This is a genomic window from Legionella steelei (assembly GCF_001468005.1).
Lineage (GTDB): Bacteria > Pseudomonadota > Gammaproteobacteria > Legionellales > Legionellaceae > Legionella > Legionella steelei.
In genome coordinates this window covers 274,694-292,016 of sequence record NZ_LNYY01000019.1, presented here as the reverse complement: position 1 = coordinate 292,016, position 17,323 = coordinate 274,694, and the positions used below count along the sequence as shown (strand labels likewise).

The following is a 17,323-nucleotide window of genomic DNA, read 5'->3' as shown; positions in this document are numbered from 1 at the left end:
ACTTGGTGGGTGCTGTAGGGATCGAACCTACGACCCTCGCCTTGTAAGGGCGATGCTCTCCCAGCTGAGCTAAGCACCCTGAAAACTTATGCTTCTTGCACCGCTTCTTTCAGGTTTTTACCCGCTTTAAACTTGGCTACTCGTGACGCTTTAATCTGAATAATTTTACCAGTTTGTGGGTTTCTACCAGTACGTGCTGAACGATTGCCTGTTGAAAAAGATCCGAAACCAGGTATTACTACTTGATCGCCGCTTTTTAAGGCATCAGTAATAGTACTAGTAAAAGTTTCGAGAACTCTGCTGGCGTCAGCTTTAGTTAAACCCGAACCACTTGCTATAGCATCAACTAATTCGCTCTTATTCATTGCTTCCCCTATACAGTTAATCTTCCATACTTCAAGTTAATTTAATTAAACTCATCAAATCAACCGGTCAAGTAGTTACTTCCTTGCAGCGCCCGCTAGTGGCGGGCTACGAAACGAAATATACCTCTAATTAATGGGTATGTAAATCATTATTTTTAATTTTTTTTGATCGTTTACCCACTAAAGCTTCAGATTGTACATTTGTTGGCTTATCTAGCCAAGGACTGCGTTGTAAAGCCAGTTCTAAGACCTGTTCTATGGTCTTAACTGGATGAATTGTTAGCTTACGCAAAACATTATCTGGAATCTCTTCCAGGTCTTTTACATTTTCCTCGGGAATAATGACATGCTTAATTCCGCCGCGATGAGCCGCCAATAATTTCTCTTTAAGGCCACCAATTGGTAATACCTGCCCTCTCAACGTAATTTCTCCCGTCATCGCTACATCTGCTTTAACAGGGATATGCGTCACTACAGAAACCAAAACAGTACACATACCAATACCCGCACTTGGACCATCTTTGGGTGTAGCCCCTTCTGGAACGTGGACATGGAAATCATTCTTATCATAAAAATCATCAGCCAAGCCAAACTTTGCAGCTCGACTACGTACTACAGTCATCGCTGCATGGATAGATTCCTGCATGACCTCACCCAATTGACCTGTATGTGTGACCTTGCCTTTGCCTGGCATCATTGATGCTTCTATTGTTAGCAACTCTCCCCCCACACTGGTCCACGCCAAACCTGTAACTTGACCAACCTGGTCAAACTCTTCAGCCAAGCCATATCGAAATTTTTTCACACCCAAATATTTTTCAATATTACTTGTAGTTACATTCATTTTTTTAACTTTTTTATTGGATAGAATTTCTTTTACAACTTTTCTACATACACTCGCAATATCTCGTTCTAAGTTACGAACGCCAGCCTCTCTAGTGTAGTGACGAATCACCTCTCGAATCGCGCCTTCACTAATGTGTATTTCTTGATTACTCAAACCATTCAAGACAACTTGTTTTGGAACAAGATATTTTTCGGCAATACTTACTTTCTCGTCTTCTGTATACCCTGCAAGTCGAATCACTTCCATTCTATCTAATAGCGGCGCAGGAATTTCCAGAGAATTTGCTGTCGCAATAAACATAACGTCACTCAAATCATAATCTACTTCAAGATAATGATCGTTAAACGTATGATTTTGCTCTGGATCCAACACTTCAAGTAATGCGGCAGCAGGATCACCACGAAAATCCATAGCCATTTTATCCACCTCATCCAACATAATGAGTGGATTTTTCACCCCAGCCTTACATAATTTTTGAATAATTTTACCAGGCATAGATCCAATATAAGTTCGTCTGTGACCACGAATCTCTGCTTCATCTCTTACACCACCCAAAGCAATACGAATAAATGTACGGCCTGTAGCATTTGCAATCGATTGTCCTAATGATGTTTTACCTACCCCTGGAGGTCCAACCAGACAAAGTATTGGGCCTTTTAAGCGTTTTACACGTTGTTGAACAGCCAGATATTCAATAATGCGCTCTTTAACCCGCTCAAGACCATAATGTTCTTTATCTAATAATTTTTCTGCTTTGAGTAAGTCAAATTGAATTTTAGTTCTCTTTTTCCAGGGAACTGTAAGCATCCAATCAAGATAGTTGCGTATAACTGTCGCCTCAGCAGACATGGGTGACATCATTTTTAATTTATGAAGTTCAGCGAGCGATTTTTCTTTTGCTTCTTTGGTCATTCCGGCTTTGTTAATTGAATTTTCTAATTGTTCAATTTCATTTCCTTCTTCGCCTAACTCGCCTAACTCTTTTTGGATCGCTTTCATTTGCTCATTGAGATAATACTCGCGCTGACTTTTCTCCATTTGTCGCTTAACTCGGCCTCTCACACGCTTTTCAACATGTAATAAGTCAATTTCGTTTTCTATAGCAGACATTAAACGCTCAAGACGAGTACCCACATCTAAAGTTTCCAGTAGCTCTTGTTTATCATCTACCTTCAATGTTAAATGTGCCGCAATGGTATCTGCTAAACGGCCTGGTTCTTCTATCCCAGCAAGAGGAGATAAAACCTCTGGTGGAATTTTTTTATTAAGCTTAATGTATTGTTCAAACTGAGACATTAAAGAACGCATTAAAATGCTAACATCTGGTTCTTGCACCGCGGCATTTTCATCGTCCAATAATTCTAGGTCAGCTTCTAGATATCCTTTGGTCTGATTGTATTCTTTTGCTTTAGCCCGTTTTTCACCTTCGACTAAAACCTTTACGGTTCCATCTGGTAATTTTAATAGCTGCAGCACACTAGATAACGTTCCAACTTGGAAAATATCCGCCTCACTCGGATCGTCATTCGACGACTTTTTCTGCGCCACTAAAAAGATTTGTTTGCTATCAACCATAGCCGCTTCTAAGGCTTTAATTGATTTTCCTCGCCCAACAAACAAAGGAATAACCATATGAGGGTAGACCACTACGTCTCTTAATGGTAATACAGGTATATTTGACAGATTTTCTGTCTCATTCGAAGTCTCAATAATTTCAGTGGACATAATGAACCCTTATTCAAACGAAAAGCTTATTTAAAATTCACGCGACTACTAATTATAATTTAAAAGGAAGGGAGAGTTATTGCAAGGAATCAAAGCGTTATAATTAAGAAAAGTTGTATAAAGCCACTCTCCTACACTAGGTGTAGGAGAGAAGTAAAAATTCTACTCTTGACCACCTGCTGCACTCTTCATCCCTTCTTGTTCGTAAATAAGGATAGGTTTTGATGCACTGTTAACAGCACTCTCATCAACCACAACTTTATTTACCCCTTCAAGAGAAGGTAATTCATACATGGTGTCTAAAAGAATATTTTCAAGTATAGCACGCAAACCTCGCGCACCCATTTTGCGTTCCAAAGCTTTTTTAGCAATAGCTATTAATGCTTCCTCTCTAAATTCCAGTTCTACCTCTTCCATACTAAATAACGATTGGAACTGTTTCGTCAACGCATTTTTAGGATTTGTTAAAATATCAATAAGCGCCGTCTCATCTAATTCTTGTAAAGTAGCAACTACAGGCAAACGCCCAACAAACTCAGGTATTAATCCATATTTAATCAAATCATCTGATTCCAGCTGATTCAATACCCTAGAGATTTCATGACCACTTTCTTTTTTATTTTTTAATTGAGCGGAGAATCCAATGCCAGACTTATCACTACGTTCTCTTATTACTTTTTCCAATCCAGCAAACGCACCGCCACAAATAAATAAAATGTTTGAGGTGTCTACTTGTAAGAACTCTTGTTGTGGGTGTTTGCGACCGCCTTGTGGTGGAACTGAAGCAATAGTGCCTTCGATCAGTTTCAATAGTGCTTGTTGCACACCCTCACCAGAAACATCGCGTGTAATTGAAGGGTTATCAGACTTACGTGATATTTTATCAATTTCATCAATATAAACGATACCATGCTGAGCTTTATCTACATCATAATCGCACTTTTGTAAAAGCTTCTGGATAATATTTTCTACGTCTTCGCCAACATAACCTGCTTCAGTAAGTGTAGTTGCATCAGCCATAGCAAATGGAACGTTGAGGATACGAGCTAATGTTTGTGCTAAAAGTGTTTTACCACTTCCAGTTGGACCTATAAGTAAAATGTTACTTTTTCCAAGTTCAACACCATCTTCACTTTTATGTTGTAATCGCTTGTAGTGATTATACACAGCCACGGACAAAACTTTTTTTGCATGTGATTGCCCAATGACGTACTCATCCAAAAAGGTTGAAATTTCTTTGGGTGAGGGTAAGCGTACTTCTGCTTCTTCATGAGCTTCATGAGTTTCTTCACGAATAATATCATTGCAGAGTTCAACGCACTCATCACAGACAAATACAGAAGGACCAGCAATCAACTTTTTTACTTCATGTTGGCTCTTTCCGCAAAAAGAACAATACAAAACTTTATCTCCACTTCCGTTACCGGATTTACTCATAACCAAACCCCTTCTTACAACGATTATCGGAAAAAAATAGATAATATATGTAAAATATTAGTCAATCAGAAAAAGATATGCCACATGTTTTTCATGTAACTATTTTTAAATACAAAAACAAAATACGAAAAAGTAGTAATGAATCAATACAAAAGGACCCCTATTCGCATTCCTAGCCTGGGTGTAGCGAAGCGGAACCCGATAAACTTGAACATCAATCCCCGGGTTCCGCTTCGCCGCAGCTGGGCTATGATACATTATAGTTCAGTTCTTTGAATTTAAAGTAAAGAATTACTCTGTTTTATTCACAGACTCTCGATCATAAAGCACTTGATCAATTAAGCCGTACTCGACAGCTTGGGTAGCACTCATAAAATTATCACGCTCTGTATCGCGCATAATTTGATCTGATGTCTTTTTAGTATGTTTTGCCATAATAGTATTTAAACGCTCTCTTACGGCTAAGGTTTCGCGAGCATGAATTTCGATATCAGTAGCCTGACCTCGATAACCACCCAAAGGTTGGTGAATCATTACTCGAGAGTTTGGCAAGCAGAATCTCTTACCATCAGCTCCAGCACAAAGCAATAAGGCAGCAGCACTTGCTGCTTGCCCAATACACAAAGTACTTACATCAGGTTTAATAAACTGCATGGTATCGTAAATTGCTAAGCCTGCAGTTACCACCCCTCCAGGAGAATTAATATAGAGAGAAATATCTTTTTCAGGGTTTTCAGACTCAAGAAATAACAATTGAGCAACTACTAAATTCGCCATATGGTCTTCAACTTCCCCCAAAAGAAAGATAATGCGCTCTTTTAATAATCTTGAATAAATATCATATGAACGTTCACCACGTGAGGTTTGCTCAATAACCATTGGGACTAGTCCACTGGCATTGCGAATTATGTTCTCTGAATATCCTGACATATAATTACTCTCCTTTTTTATCAGTTGCTTCAGTTGCAGGCTTAGGATTCATTACTGAATCGTAATCTTTGTTCTTATATTTAATTTTTGCATCTTCAGCAATTTTATCTGCAACCATCTCTTCCATAACAAGCGCTTCAATTTCAGCCATATGCTCTTTGCTGCTTTGATACCAGGCACGTAACTCATCAGGATTTTCGTAAGCATTAGCAAATCGTTCAATTACTGTATTAACTTTATCTTTATCTGCAACGATTTGATGCTTTTTAACATACTCAGAAAAGAGTAGTCCAAGATGAACACGACGTTTTGCTTGCTCTTCAAACAGCTCACGTGGAAAATCAGGAATCGTTTCATTCTCATGATGCTCATGACCAAAAAGTCGATGATACATATCATGTTTTAAATGCTCGATTTCTTTGTCAATTAAAGCCATTGGTAATTCAATAACATTAACTTCCATTAATTTATCGAATAGTTTTTCCCGATTCATCATACTAACGCGACGCTCTAATTCACGAGACATATTGTCTTTAATGTCTTTTTTCAACGCGTCTACGCCACCTTCTTTGATATTAAATTTTTCAGCAAAGGCGTCATTGAGCTCAGGCAACTGTCCTTCCATCACATTATGAATAGTAATTTTGAAAACAGCTTCTTTAGCAGCTAACTCTTTATGGCCATAGTCAGCAGGAAACGTTACTTTGATATCAAAAGGCTTCTCTTTTTTATTACCAGTAATTCCGTCTTCGAAACCAGGAATCATTGCTCCAGAACCAATAACTAACTCATGTCCTTTAGCACTACCACCATCAAAAAGTTGATCATTTAAGTACCCTTCAAAATCAATAACTACTTTGTCACCTTTTTTGACAGCTCGGGAGACATCCTGCCATTCTTTATTTTGTTCACGAAGTTTGTCCAACATTTCTTCAACATCTTTATCCGTTACTTCTGAACGAGCCAGTTCAACTGATGCTTGATTTAATTCAGCAACTTCAAAAACAGGCATTACTTCAAATGTTGCGGAATATTTGAAGTCTTTACCTTTCTCTAGTTGCTCAGGCTCAACTGCTGGATATCCAGCGGGAACTAATTCATTTTTTTGTAATGCTTCAAATAAAGTAGATTGCACCATATCTCGAGCAACTTCTTCACGAACACTATCAGAATAGCGGTTGACAACAACATGTAAGGGGACTTTACCAGGGCGAAAACCATCAATCTTAACTTTGCGAGCAAGATTCTTGAGACGTAAGCTCACTTCTTCCTCAACTTTCTCTGAAGGCACAGAAACTGTTACCTTACGTTCCAAACCTTTTAGGGTCTCAACAGAAACTTGCATTAATATCACCTCTTGGAATTTATAATGATAAATGGTGCGAAAGGAGAGACTCGAACTCTCACGGGTCGCCCCGCTGGAACCTAAATCCAGTGCGTCTACCAATTCCGCCACTTTCGCAAATCAGGTTGGATTATCAATCAGTAATTCGGTCTTGTAAAGACTCAGATAAATCTTTAGCGATAAACCTTTTGTATCTCTTAAATGGGGTGAACGATGGGACTCGAACCCACGACAACCGGGATCACAACCCGGGGCTCTACCAACTGAGCTACGCTCACCATAAAAACTTTTTTACCAGAGTTCTTATGAACAATATCTGGGCTGGCACGCCCGGCAGGATTCGAACCTGCTACCCTCGGCTTAGAAGGCCGATGCTCTATCCAGATGAGCTACGGGCGCATCTTGGTCGGGGTGGAGGGATTCGAACCCCCGACATCCTGCTCCCAAAGCAGGCGCGCTACCAAACTGCGCTACACCCCGTAAAACCCGTCCCAAGGACAGAGCGCAGATGATACTAGGTGCCTTCATCAAGGTCAATATCTTAAATCATTTAATTTTAATTAATTTTACTTTATTGCTGTATCGATTTGCTTCGCTTGCACAAATCGTTATTTTTTCAAACATCTAGCCGATTACCCATACACGTACTCATCCCCTACTCGAATCTTTTTGAGTTTTCAGCTAGCATTGGAAATTATTGTTCATTGCAATCTGAATATATGAAATTTAAACTGATTCCTATCTTCGACAACATAAATTACCTGCATAAAAATCATGAGCATGTTGTGCTGCCCGATACTCGTTTTCAAAATGATTTTAATTATGCTTTGAGTTTTTTGAAAAGTTATACTGGCAGTCAAGGCACGTTCAATAGTTACCGCCGAGAGACCGAACGTTTATTACAATGGTCTTGGTTAATTAAAAATGTAACGCTCAATGAGTTAAAACGTGATGATATAGAAAATTACATCCATTTTTGCCAAAAACCACCAAAATCCTGGATCAGTTTAAAAAAGGTACCTCGTTTTATTGAAAAAGATGGGACACGAATTCCCAATGAAGAATGGAGACCCTTTGTAGTTACTTTAAGTAAATCTGCTATAAAAGATGGACATAAGCCACAAATTGATCAATTTAAGTTGTCTCAAGGAGCCACTCAAGAAATATTTGCTATTTTAAGTACACTGTTCAATTTCTTGATTGCTGAAGAATATCTCGCATCTAATCCTGTTGCACTAATTCGTCAAAAAAGTAAATTCATTCGAAAACGCCAACAAAATACCCCCATACGAAGATTGAGCCTGCTGCAATGGAGTGCCGTATTAGAGGCGGCCGAATCCCTTGCCGAAGAATCCCCTCTGAAACATGAGCGCACGCGCTTTATGTTGAGTTTATTGTTTGGTATGTATCTTCGTATATCCGAATTGGCAGCTAGTGATCGCTGGATCCCCAGTATGAATGATTTTGCCAAAGACAGTAACGGCTATTGGTGGTTTACAACCGTAGGTAAAGGAAATAAAGAACGACAAATCGCCGTAAGCGAAGCAATGCTGGAGAGTTTAATACGCTGGCGTTGCTTCCTAGGATTATCGCCACTCCCCTCTCCTGCTGATAATAGCCCACTCATACCCAAAATCCGTGGAAATGGGCCTATGAGTGATACAGCACCAATACGTAGAATTATTCAACGATGTTTTGATCTGGCAGGTGAGCAATTGCGGATGAAAGGTCATGGTGAAGAAGCCGATAATTTGGCCGCGGCAACTGTCCACTGGTTAAGGCATACAGGTATTTCTGAGGATGTTAAAATTCGCCCTCGTGAGCACGTACGAGACGATGCAGGCCACAGCTCAAGTGCCACAACAGACCGTTATATCGACATTGAAAAACAAGCACGTTATCAATCGGCGAGGAAAAAAACGATTGAGCCAGAACCAAGTTAAACAGATTTATGTTAGAATTGAGGTAAGTTCGAGGTGAAGCCTGAGTGCAGCACAGCAGAATCCTGGGGTTAATTGAACATAGAAATCCTCGGTTTACTGCAACCAGGCTAAGTTCCTACGATTTCATAATTTTATACAACCAACTCTATTTATGGCAAAAGATTTATCATGCTTACTCTTCGTCAAATTACTCTAAGTCGTGGCAATAAAGTTTTATTAGATAAAGTTAATGTCACTCTATATGAAAAGCAAAAAATAGGTCTTATTGGTCATAATGGATGTGGCAAATCAACATTATTTGATTTTTTATTAGGAAAGCTATCCCCTGATACGGGTGAATTTTTAATTAATCCCCAACTCACTATCAGCCATTTATCACAACAATTACCGGACAGTGATGAAAAAGCTCTGGATTTTGTATTAAGTGGTGATGAAGCTTACATTAAGCTGCTGCAACGTCTAAAAGATTCCGAAGCAGCAGGTAATGATGCCGAAGTATTGGCATGCCATGAAGAGTTAAGCCACAGTGGCGGTTACAGTAAACCTGCCCAAGCAGCAACGATAATGTCTGGTCTTGGCTTTAGAGGCGAGCAACAGCAGGCTTCAGTAAATAGCTTTTCCGGTGGTTGGAGAATGCGTTTAAGTCTTGCGCGCTGCTTAATGAAACCAGCTGATTTATTTTTACTGGATGAACCTACCAACCATTTAGACATGGAGGCCATTTTTTGGTTAGAACGTTTTTTAAAGCAAAGTCCGAGTACTATTGTTCTTATTTCTCATGATCGTGAATTTCTTGATGCATTTGTTACTCATATTTTGCATATTGAGAAGCAAAATCTAACTCTTTACAGTGGTGATTACAGTTGTTTTGAAAAAACACATGCACAACAATTGGCATTACAACAAGCGATGTATGAGAAGCAGCAAACCAAAATTAATCACATGATGTCATTTGTAAATCGATTTAGAGCTAAAGCGACTAAAGCAAAACAAGCACAAGGACGGCTTAAGGCTATAGAAAGAATGGAAATTATCGCTGCAGCACAGGCTGACTCTCCTTTTTCTTTCGATTTTTTCCCATGCCCCCGGGCAGGAAATCCGTTAATACAATGCAATATGGTTGATGCAGGATATCAATCTGAAAAACCTATATTAAAAAGAATCAATTTCTCACTCAATCCAGGCGACAGAATAGCCTTGTTAGGACCTAACGGCGAAGGAAAATCGACCCTAATCAAGACATTAACCGGCTCATTAACTCCTTTGCATGGTACTATTCATCGCTCAGCTCATTTAAAAATTGGTTATTATGCACAACACCAATTAGAACAACTGGATTACAATTTAAGTCCTGTGGAAACAATCCAAGTGTTATCACCAGAGGCTCGCGAACAAACCATTCGTGATTTTTTAGGTGGCTTTAATTTTGCCGGTGATATGGCAGTACAACCTATAACCCACTTTTCCGGCGGCGAAAAAGCACGTTTGGCTTTGGCCAAACTTGTTTGGCTCAAACCTAATTTACTGCTGCTTGATGAGCCAACTAACCATTTGGACCTTGGGATGCGTTCCGCCATAGAGCTTGCGTTGCAAAGCTATGAAGGTGCGCTTATCCTTATTTCTCATGATCGTCATATGCTCAAAACCAGCGTTGATAATTTCTATCTAGTGTACCAACAAAAAGTACAGGCTTTTGATGGAGACTTAGATGATTATTACTCTTGGCTACAAACTAAAGACTCAATTAAAGAAAATACTGTTAGCTCAACTGCTGTTGATTATAAAGAAAAAAAGACCTTACAAAATCGTCTAAAAAAATTAGAACAATTGATTGAACAGCATCAAGGGGAAATTACCAAACTGGATACTCAGCTAAGTGACTCGAGCCTTTATGAGGACAGTGCACAACAAAATAAACTCAATCAACTAATACAAAAACGTCATCTCGCTCATTCCTCTTTAAATCAGGTCGAAGAAGAATGGTTAGAAATTAGCAGTAGCTTAGAAGATTTAGTTTAATGTGGGGACGGACCCCTGCAATTATTAGTCATCAATTTGTTCAAAACGCATCGGAGCCCGTCCCGGACCGTCCTCTGGGTAGTACTGTGGTGCAGCCAGCCTATAATATTTTTATTTTTTTCCAGCTAATGACCAGAACGTAGAATCTCTAACATCAACTTCGCGGCGAGTTGCTCTGCCTTACGTCGATTTGAGCCTTGACCAAAAGTTTTTTGCTTTGCGCCATTAACCGCACAGGTGATATAAAATATTTGATTGTGTTCATCACCTTCTACCTTGGTTAAGGTATATTCCGGGAGCGCAATTTTTTCAGCTTGCAAATATTCTTGTAGTTGCGTTTTTGCGTCTTTTAAACAGTCGTTTAAATTAGGATCTTCAAGTCGAGAATGATATAACCTTAAAATAACCTCTTTTGAGGACTCGATGCCGCCATCTAGAAAAATTGCTGCGAAAACAGCTTCCATAGCATCCGATAGAATTGAAGCACGGCGAAAACCACCACTTTTTAGCTCACCCTGGCCTAAAAAAAGAAAATCACCAATATCAATTTCTTTAGCTAATTCGACCAACATCTCGCCCCGGACCAAAAATGAACGCAAGCGGCTTAACTGGCCTTCACTCTGCATCGGAAATCGATGAAAAAGTTCATTAGCAATTACAAAACTTAAAATTGAATCTCCTAGAAACTCAAAACGCTCATAGTTTTCACTACCAACACTACAGTGCGTCAAAGCTTGCTTAAGATAAGCAACGTTTTTAAATTGATAATTTAATCGCCTGCATAACCTTTCTAAATCAACTTTCACTGCCGGTTACAACCTCTTCAGTATGAGCAAAATCAAATAATAAGCTTATATTGTATACTAAAGGCTTAATCACTTGGTATTTCAATTTTACTCTAAATTTATTAGCGCCAATAGGTTCAATAGTTAATTGGTTTTCCTTGAAAGCGTCTACATCATTCACATCCAGTCGTTTATCCAAAGTACTTTTCAAAACGTTGACATCTGCAACCGGATCTCCAGTTAATGAGGATGGAGGAATCGAATTTAATCCTTTTATTGATTTAAGAACAGAGTAATATTGCAAGTAAACTGGAATAACACGCATTACTACCACAGCAGCCATAACAAGCACAACTATAGTAAATAACATCCCTATAAAAGTCATTCCCTTTTGTTTTCGCATGCGTTATTCCTTTTATCTATTCTAAATAAATCAATATATTTCTACCATAGACTTATGGTATTAATTTTCCTATTTTAGACCAACGAACACTATCTGTCTTACTATTCCAACTCATCCAAACTAAAAATGCTTTACCTCGCAAATAGGACTCAGGTACAAATCCCCAGAATCTACTATCGGCACTGTCATCACGATTGTCGCCCATCATGAAATAATTTCCCGCGGGCACTACAACATCAAAATCTACTGCGGGAACATCAGCTCTAATGAAAATATTATGCACAGTCCCATTCAAATCTTCTTTATATTTGCTAACTGCCTTCCCAGAACTCTCATCGATGGTGTACTCAACAAAAGTTTGCTTTGCTTCCTTTCCATTGATTGTTAATACCTTATTGTGATAACTAACTTTATCGCCGGGAACTCCTATTACCCTTTTAATATAATCATAAGAAGGATCTGGAGGCCAACGAAATACAGCAACCGCCCCTGTTTTAGGATCGGAAATTGAAAGAACTTTCTTTTCCCAAACAGGGAGTCTTAATCCATAAATAAACTTATTTACTGCTACAAAATCACCAACAAGCAATGTCGGCTCTAATGAACCCGACGGAATGCGAAAAGGTTCGATAATGAATGAGCGTAAAATTAAAACAATAAAAAAAACAGGAAAAAAAGATCGTGAATATTCAATAATACGATTGGGTTTTTCATCCTGCGTACGTTTTTTTGACCAGAACAAGACATCTAATAGATAGATAAATCCACTGATAAACGATAGGACAACCAATATTAAAGCAAAATTCATAAATTTATATCCTAAGCAAACTTAAATTTCATGATACATTACATGGCACTTAACCCATTTATATTTCTGCTCGCTTGAACAAGCTAGTGAAATAACCATGCAGCCCCAGCACTATTTCTTTTTATCCGTTTGAAAAACAGCCATGAATGCTTCTTGGGGTATTTCTACATGCCCAACTTGCTTCATACGCTTTTTACCCGCCTTTTGTTTTTCCAATAATTTTCGTTTTCGTGACACATCACCACCATAACATTTTGCAGTAACGTTCTTTCGTAAAGCCTTTACTGTTTGTCTGGCAATAATATGGCTTCCTAAAGCCGCTTGAATTGCCACATCAAACATTTGTCTTGGAATTAAATCTCGCATTTTTTCAGCAATTAATTTTCCACGACTATGTGATGAAGAGCGATGGACAATCACTGAGAGTGCATCCACTCGTTCACTATTAATCAAAATATCCATTTTAACCAAATCAGCTTCCTGAAAACGCAAAAAATTATAATCTAAAGAAGCATAACCACGACTCACCGATTTTAATCGATCAAAAAAGTCAGAAACGACTTCACTCATGGGAATATCATAGGTTACAGAAACTTGACGGCCACTGTAAGTCATATTTACCTGAACACCACGTCGCTCAATACACAAATTAATTATTGAACCGAGATAATCCTGTGGTACAAGTATATTGGCCCTCACAATAGGCTCATACATTTCTTTAATTTGCGGAAGCGGCGGCAGATGGGATGGGTTATCAATGAGCATCGTCTCGCCCTTTTGCGTCACGATTTGATAGACCACCGTAGGTGCGGTAGATATGAGATCAAGATTGTACTCCCTTTCCAAACGCTCCTGTACAATCTCCATATGCAGCATGCCTAAGAAACCGCATCGGAAACCAAAACCCAGAGCCTCAGAAGATTCTGGCTCATAAAATAATGAAGCATCATTTAGACTTAATTTAGCTAAGGCTTCACGGAACGCCTCAAAATCATCGGCGCTGATAGGAAATAGACCGGCATAAACCTGAGGCTTCACACGCTGGAAACCAGGAAGTGGTTTTTCCGCAGAATTTTTTTCCAGAGTGAGTGTATCTCCCACTGGAGCGCCTTGAATTTCTTTGATTCCTGCAACTACATAACCTACTTCACCTGCATTCAACATATCCAGCTTAGTACGTTTAGGAGTAAATATGCCGACTTGATCAACCTCATAAGATCGCCCTGTAGACATAACTCTCATCTTGTCTCCTTTACGTATTGAGCCATTTACAATACGCACCAAAGAAACAACACCAAGATAGCTATCAAACCAAGAGTCGATAATTAAAGCTTGTAAAGGCTTATCGATATTGCCTTCTGGTGGAGGAATACGAGTGACTAAAGCTTCGAGTACATCCTCTACACCCAATCCACTTTTAGCACTCGCTCTTATTGCATCGTGTGCATCTACCCCAATAATATCCTCAATTTCTGAGATAACACGCTCTGGTTCAGCTTGCGGTAAATCAATTTTATTAAGCACCGGCAAAACAGATAATGATTGATCAATGGCCGTATAACAAACAGCAACCGTTTGTGCTTCTACCCCTTGAGCTGCGTCAACGACGAGAATAGCACCTTCACATGCAGCCAAGGAGCGGGATACTTCATAGCTGAAATCCACATGCCCTGGCGTATCAATAAAGTTCAAAAGATAGGTCTTGCCATCTTTCGCACGATAATTTAAAGAAACACATTGAGCTTTAATGGTGATACCTCTTTCTCGCTCTATATCCATAGAGTCAAGAACTTGAGCACTCATTTCACGCTCAGTTAAACCACCACAAATTTGGATAAATCGATCCGCCAAGGTTGATTTACCATGATCAATATGGGCAATAATCGAAAAATTGCGAATCCGCTTTAAATCACTCAACTGAATTACCTTTTTTGCAAATAGCGCATTCTAGCTTAAATAAGCGCAGCCTTAAAGTATTTGCTAATACAGTGCATTTTTAATAAGATTTAGCATTTCGTTTTATATATTATTAGGGTGCGCTATGCGAAGAATATCAAGTTTGGGGTTTATGGCAATAACGCTGCTACTTCTTTCTTTCTCAACTTATTCAAATACCGCATTTACACAAAGAAAAGATGTGCAGCTTTTTATTAAAAGTATGGTTAAGGAATACCACTTTAATGCCAAAGAGCTTACAGCAACAATGAATCAGGTCGTTATCCAACCCGATATCATTGAATCAATGGAAAAACCCTATGAAAAGAAAAACTGGGATGTTTATAGAGATTTATTTCTCACCCCTGCTCGTCTAAAGGGTGGATTAGATTATTGGGCAGCTAATAAAAAGGCACTTGATCGAGCACAAAAAAAATATGGTGTTCCTCCAGAAATTATTATTGCAATTTTAGGAGTGGAAACCTTATACGGGGAAAAGCAAGGGGAACATCGAGTTCTTGATGCACTAGCAACACTGGCGTTTAATTATCCAAAACGCGCGCCTTATTTTACCAAAGAATTAAAAGAGTACCTGCTCCTTTGTCGCGAACATGGCGTTCCTGCAACGCAATATAAAGGTTCGTATGCTGGTGCCATAGGCCAGCCGCAATTTATGCCGAGCAGTTACCGTAACTTCGCTGTTGATTTTAATCATACTGGCAAACGTGATCTTGTAACTAACAATGCGGACTCTATCGGAAGCATTGCTAATTACTTCTACCATCATGGTTGGAGACCTAATGATGGAGTAGCTCAGCATGCAATGGTAGTAGGTACTCGTTATAAACGAATTCAAGTAAATCCTAGAAAAACCAATTACTATTACACACAATTGATTGCAAATGGAGTTAAACCTATGACTGCAGCACATAATCATCCTTCACGCGCCGCTTTGATTGAATTAGTCACTGCAAAAGGAAACGAATTTTGGATTGCTTATCCCAATTTCTTTGTGATAACCCGGTACAATTCAAGTCCACAGTATGCACTTGTGGTTTATCTGTTATCACAACAATTAAAACAGCAGTGGGCTGCCGTAAATATAAAAAAACATAGAGCTTATGTTTAAGAATGGATACTCTTTTTCTCTTTGCAAAACATCTTGATGAGGCAGGATGCTTCTGCCTCAAAATGGATGCAGATGGAGCATTAGTTGCACCACCTGCACAACGTAGTTTTGTCGAAATTAAGTCATTACAGACAGAATGTAAAACCTTAGTTATTGAAACATGTGAGCACGTCAGCCTTCTTAATCTTGAGTTTTCGTGGCTTCCAGATAGAAAAGCACGCATTGCAATTCCTTATGCTTTAGAAGAGAAATTAGCGCAGCCCGTAGATGAACTTCATTTTGCTTTTGATAAAGCACGATATCAAAATAATCAATATCTGGTTGCTGTGATAAGCAAACAGCGCATTCGTTATCTTATGCTATTTCTCAATGAGCAAGAAATAGAGTTTTCTGGAATTACCGTGGATTGGTTTGCTTTAGAACCACAAGAATTATGTGTTTGCGAAACAACACTACTAATTAATACAGATGATTTCAAAGGCGCTCTTTCTGGAGAGTTAGCTCATATCTATCTAAAAAACCATCCGCAACATCAACCCTTACTTTTTGCTGACAGTACAATCCAAAATGATTCATCATTACCTAAGAGTCAAGAAACATCCTACACGTGGATTGCACAAAGAATATTAAAATCGAAGTTACTGAATCTCTGCCAAGGGGAAATGCAGCATGGGAATAAAGCGGATTTACTAAAAAAAGGATATCAGGTTCTCGGTGCTCTTTTTTTGGTTTGGCTAATCTCTCTCCTTGTAACAAATGGCGTTAAATTGCATCTACTTAATAAAGAAACTCAGAAAGTTGATGGACAAATTGCTGTGGTTTATCGTGAGTTTTTCCCTGACGCAAAACAAGTTATTAGCCCTAAATTTCGCATCACAGAACTGTTAAAAAGCAATAATACCGAAGAACAAAATCGCTTTTGGTTCTTACTGAACCAATTTGCCAAGGTAATGAAAAATGAACATAATACTCTGGAGCAATTACGTTATCAGAATAAGACTTTATCAGTCACCTTAGTCAGCACTGACTTTGCCAGTTTAGAAGAATTGGAAAATGAATTAAGAAAGCTGCAACTTAAAGTGAAACAAACCCAAGCATCAACACGTGAACAACACGTTGTCGCCACTTTGGAGTTAATGTGAAAGCCTATTTAAGCACACTGAATGATCGCGAAAAATGGATGTTGATTGGAACAGCAGTGTGCCTCTTTCTTTATGTATATTATTTATTTTTATATAGCCCGTTGAGTCAACAAGTAAACCAAAAATCAACCCAACTCGTCGAAAAAACCGCTACGCTCGAGTGGATGAACAAAATCAGACAACAAAACAATGCAAAGCAAACAAAAAAACAAATAGTTGATAACAGCCAACTATTAACCGCCCTCGCTACACAACTAAAAAACGATTCGACTATAAAATTTCCTTATCAGTTACAACAAACTGGCTCAGGAGATATTCAGCTGACTTTTGATGCAGTTGCTTTTAATTTATTCATTACTTGGTTGGATAAAATAAATCAACGCTATGCGATTACAGTAAAACAATTTGAAGCAGACCGTTCGAAAACACCAGGTGTAACACGTTTATCGATTCTGATTAGCTCAGCTTCTAAAACTTAATCTGTATTGTAGCCTAGATTATTAATTGTAG

The 17,323-nt window shown here is 38.7% G+C and carries 14 protein-coding genes and 5 tRNA genes; 5 read left to right on the top strand and 14 right to left on the bottom strand.

What is annotated here, in order from left to right:
- Nucleotides 1–3: 3 nt before the first annotated feature.
- The 10 genes from Lste_RS05465 to Lste_RS05420 form a co-directional block, all read right to left on the bottom strand.
- Nucleotides 4–79: transfer RNA gene (locus tag Lste_RS05465), tRNA-Val, on the bottom strand.
- 7 nt (nt 80–86) lie between these two features.
- Nucleotides 87–365 (bottom strand): HU family DNA-binding protein, encoded by a 279-nt coding sequence (locus Lste_RS05460; RefSeq protein WP_058510057.1) that lies wholly within the window; start codon nt 363–365, stop codon nt 87–89.
- A 130-nt stretch (nt 366–495) separates the two neighbouring features.
- The gene (gene lon / locus Lste_RS05455) at nt 496–2,937 is read right to left on the bottom strand and encodes an endopeptidase La (RefSeq protein WP_058510056.1); all 2,442 of its coding nucleotides are present in this window, start codon (nt 2,935–2,937) and stop codon (nt 496–498) included.
- A gap of 162 nt (nt 2,938–3,099) precedes the next feature.
- Nucleotides 3,100–4,374 carry an ATP-dependent Clp protease ATP-binding subunit ClpX gene (clpX, locus tag Lste_RS05450; RefSeq protein WP_058510055.1) on the bottom strand — a complete coding sequence of 425 codons (1,275 nt, stop codon included), beginning with the start codon at nt 4,372–4,374 and terminating at the stop codon, nt 3,100–3,102.
- Nucleotides 4,375–4,665: 291 nt separating this feature from the next.
- Entirely contained in the window at nt 4,666–5,304 is a 639-nt protein-coding gene (clpP, locus tag Lste_RS05445; RefSeq protein ID WP_058510054.1) for an ATP-dependent Clp endopeptidase proteolytic subunit ClpP, read from the bottom strand.
- Between the two features lie 4 nt (nt 5,305–5,308).
- Nucleotides 5,309–6,649, bottom strand: a complete 1,341-nt coding sequence (tig, locus tag Lste_RS05440) for a trigger factor (protein ID WP_058510053.1) — start codon at nt 6,647–6,649, stop codon at nt 5,309–5,311.
- A 32-nt stretch (nt 6,650–6,681) separates the two neighbouring features.
- Nucleotides 6,682–6,766: transfer RNA gene (locus Lste_RS05435), tRNA-Leu, on the bottom strand.
- Nucleotides 6,767–6,851: 85 nt separating this feature from the next.
- Nucleotides 6,852–6,927, bottom strand: a tRNA-His gene (locus Lste_RS05430).
- Between the two features lie 44 nt (nt 6,928–6,971).
- Nucleotides 6,972–7,048 (bottom strand) — tRNA-Arg (locus tag Lste_RS05425).
- Nucleotides 7,049–7,052: 4 nt separating this feature from the next.
- Nucleotides 7,053–7,129: transfer RNA gene (locus Lste_RS05420), tRNA-Pro, on the bottom strand.
- Nucleotides 7,130–7,368: 239 nt separating this feature from the next.
- On the opposite strand from Lste_RS05420, the gene Lste_RS05415 reads away from it, so the two are divergent.
- On the top strand, nt 7,369–8,592 hold the full coding sequence (locus tag Lste_RS05415) for a tyrosine-type recombinase/integrase (protein ID WP_058510052.1): 1,224 nt from the start codon (nt 7,369–7,371) through the stop codon (nt 8,590–8,592).
- A gap of 168 nt (nt 8,593–8,760) precedes the next feature.
- The gene (locus Lste_RS05410) at nt 8,761–10,611 is read left to right on the top strand and encodes an ABC-F family ATP-binding cassette domain-containing protein (RefSeq protein ID WP_058510051.1); all 1,851 of its coding nucleotides are present in this window, start codon (nt 8,761–8,763) and stop codon (nt 10,609–10,611) included.
- Nucleotides 10,612–10,736: 125 nt separating this feature from the next.
- Here Lste_RS05410 and rnc read toward each other — a convergent pair whose 3' ends face one another.
- From rnc to lepA, 4 genes are all read right to left on the bottom strand, one after another.
- Nucleotides 10,737–11,417: a ribonuclease III gene (rnc, locus tag Lste_RS05405; RefSeq protein WP_058510050.1), complete on the bottom strand. Its 681-nt coding sequence runs from the start codon at nt 11,415–11,417 to the stop codon at nt 10,737–10,739.
- Complete coding sequence (locus Lste_RS05400) at nt 11,407–11,799, bottom strand: DUF4845 domain-containing protein (protein WP_058510049.1); 393 nt, start codon at nt 11,797–11,799, stop codon at nt 11,407–11,409. The genes rnc and Lste_RS05400 overlap by 11 nt, the downstream gene beginning before the upstream one ends.
- A 52-nt stretch (nt 11,800–11,851) precedes the next feature.
- A complete protein-coding gene (gene lepB, locus Lste_RS05395; RefSeq protein WP_058510048.1) occupies nt 11,852–12,607 on the bottom strand; it encodes a signal peptidase I in 756 nt (251 codons plus the stop codon).
- A gap of 111 nt (nt 12,608–12,718) precedes the next feature.
- Nucleotides 12,719–14,524, bottom strand: a complete 1,806-nt coding sequence (gene lepA, locus Lste_RS05390; RefSeq protein ID WP_058510047.1) for a translation elongation factor 4 — start codon at nt 14,522–14,524, stop codon at nt 12,719–12,721.
- A 124-nt stretch (nt 14,525–14,648) separates the two neighbouring features.
- On the opposite strand from lepA, the gene mltB reads away from it, so the two are divergent.
- Genes mltB through lspM form a run of 3 tightly spaced genes read left to right on the top strand, consistent with a single transcriptional unit; the run spans nt 14,649 to nt 17,292 of the window.
- Nucleotides 14,649–15,671, top strand: a complete 1,023-nt coding sequence (gene mltB, locus Lste_RS05385) for a lytic murein transglycosylase B (protein WP_058510046.1) — start codon at nt 14,649–14,651, stop codon at nt 15,669–15,671.
- 2 nt (nt 15,672–15,673) lie between these two features.
- Nucleotides 15,674–16,813: a type II secretion system protein GspL gene (gene gspL / locus Lste_RS05380; protein ID WP_058510045.1), complete on the top strand. Its 1,140-nt coding sequence runs from the start codon at nt 15,674–15,676 to the stop codon at nt 16,811–16,813.
- Complete coding sequence (gene lspM / locus Lste_RS05375; protein WP_058510044.1) at nt 16,810–17,292, top strand: GspM family type II secretion system protein LspM; 483 nt, start codon at nt 16,810–16,812, stop codon at nt 17,290–17,292. The genes gspL and lspM overlap by 4 nt, the downstream gene beginning before the upstream one ends.
- Nucleotides 17,293–17,323: the final 31 nt, after the last annotated feature.

Excerpts from the sequence above, each read along its gene's own strand:
- Lste_RS05460 (WP_058510057.1), bottom strand. The coding sequence starts at position 365 with ATGAATAAGAGCGAATTAGTTGATGCTATAGCAAGTGGTTCGGGTTTA.
- lon (WP_058510056.1), bottom strand. The coding sequence starts at position 2,937 with ATGTCCACTGAAATTATTGAGACTTCGAATGAGACAGAAAATCTGTCA.
- clpX (WP_058510055.1), bottom strand. The coding sequence starts at position 4,374 with ATGAGTAAATCCGGTAACGGAAGTGGAGATAAAGTTTTGTATTGTTCT.
- clpP (WP_058510054.1), bottom strand. The coding sequence starts at position 5,304 with ATGTCAGGATATTCAGAGAACATAATTCGCAATGCCAGTGGACTAGTC.
- tig (WP_058510053.1), bottom strand. The coding sequence starts at position 6,649 with ATGCAAGTTTCTGTTGAGACCCTAAAAGGTTTGGAACGTAAGGTAACA.
- Lste_RS05415 (WP_058510052.1), top strand. The coding sequence starts at position 7,369 with ATGAAATTTAAACTGATTCCTATCTTCGACAACATAAATTACCTGCAT.
- Lste_RS05410 (WP_058510051.1), top strand. The coding sequence starts at position 8,761 with ATGCTTACTCTTCGTCAAATTACTCTAAGTCGTGGCAATAAAGTTTTA.
- Lste_RS05400 (WP_058510049.1), bottom strand. The coding sequence starts at position 11,799 with ATGCGAAAACAAAAGGGAATGACTTTTATAGGGATGTTATTTACTATA.
- lepB (WP_058510048.1), bottom strand. The coding sequence starts at position 12,607 with ATGAATTTTGCTTTAATATTGGTTGTCCTATCGTTTATCAGTGGATTT.
- mltB (WP_058510046.1), top strand. The coding sequence starts at position 14,649 with ATGCGAAGAATATCAAGTTTGGGGTTTATGGCAATAACGCTGCTACTT.
- gspL (WP_058510045.1), top strand. The coding sequence starts at position 15,674 with ATGGATACTCTTTTTCTCTTTGCAAAACATCTTGATGAGGCAGGATGC.